This window comes from Paenisporosarcina sp. P4_D4, assembly GCF_056401835.1.
The window spans coordinates 1-1,434 of sequence record NZ_JBFUIO010000287.1; the positions used below are offsets into that span (position 1 = coordinate 1).

The 1,434-nt window shown below is 35.5% G+C and carries 2 protein-coding genes; both read right to left on the bottom strand.

Translation table 11 applies throughout. From position 1 onward, the window contains the following. Positions 1-384 precede the first annotated feature (384 nt). Complete coding sequence (locus tag AC1DSL_RS18160) at positions 385-594, bottom strand: hypothetical protein (RefSeq protein WP_477533322.1); 210 nt, start codon at positions 592-594, stop codon at positions 385-387. A 492-nt stretch (positions 595-1,086) separates the two neighbouring features. Next, positions 1,087-1,359, bottom strand: a complete 273-nt coding sequence (locus AC1DSL_RS18165) for a hypothetical protein (RefSeq protein WP_477533323.1) — start codon at positions 1,357-1,359, stop codon at positions 1,087-1,089. Between the last annotated feature and the right edge of the window lie 75 nt (positions 1,360-1,434).

Genomic DNA, 1,434 nt, shown 5'->3' on the forward strand with positions numbered 1-1,434 from the left:
GCACAAGACAGATTGGATATTTATTCATTAGAGGAGAAAAGCAAATCAACCAAAAGCCCGTCAACTCAACGATGTATATTGGGTGAATAAAAGATAGATTCGTGAAAAGAGGAAGAAGTGATTACCCGTACGGGTTGGGCAGAAGGGGTCAACTTCCGAGTCGTGGTGTTATGTCAACCTAGCGTGCATACGTGATACAATCCAGTTGAGTAACTGAATCGATGTTTGCGGACGGATCGTCCGTGACGGTCAAGGGCATAAATCATTAGCTATCACGTTTTAGTCGTAGATTTTTGAACCATAAAGAGAATAAAAGACATTCATCAATGAACGATGAATGTCTTTTATTATTCTCTTGTAAACCCGAGAAGAGACTATATAATCTCAACCCTTATTAAATTTTAGTACAACCACATCAAAGATACGGTATATAGATTTTATTGTTACAAATCCAATCGGAATCAATATAAATAAATACACAGCAGAATACATCATGCTTTTAAAATCACTTGTTGCAGATAACTTTGTAAACGCTAAAGCGATTACAAAAGCAATCATAAAAATAAAAAGATTATTATTTTTCGAAATTTTCATAATTGGAAAACTCCCTTAGTTTAATCTTATTAAGTCCAACCATTGGTTTCACAAAAGTCTGTGAAGAACCTATAGTCCCCTTCCAGTTTTTTACATGCTTTTATAATACCATAAGTAACTACATGATAAACAATCACAGCACCCGCACCTCACTTCTTTCATCATATAGTCATCATACCGTGTCCATTAACTCCTAAGTTTTGTTACATAGGGTGCTTTAGTTGAAGAACCGGCTGCCTTTTACATGGCAGTCTTTTTTTAATGAACCTAGTTGAATACTTCCCATTCGGGGTGTTATGTCAACCTAGGATGCATACGTGATACAATCCGGTTCAGCGATCGAATTGATGTTTTGCGGATCAACCTCATGTAGAGAATCCATGGGAAAGAAAAAGGGAAAAGCGAATCTATCGCTTTTCCCTTTTCTTTATTCGTTTTCTAGCACTCTCACTTGAGAATTGCTTTTTTCAAACATTGAATAACAATCTATTTTCAGCCATTTATCAGTCGATTAATCTGGTCTTGTATATACTTCATTTGTAATCGTAGTCGCTCTGTTTCTTGACGTATTTTCAACATTTTGTGCTGTTGTTGTTCTTCTTCTTCTTGGTTATTCTCCATTAGATGTTCTTGTTGTTCTAGCATAGCTTGTTTCCGTTGTAAAGTTAAACCGAAAGCTGTAATAGTTTCTCCTAAAGTAAGTAATATCTGTCCTATGTGATGTAAATTAGCATTAGCAGGATAGTCATCTTCTATAGTCTCCATTTGGTCATTCAGGTAAATCCCCTCTTCTCCTTAACAATCTCCTTTATTGTATTCATTATCTAATAAAAAGACCCA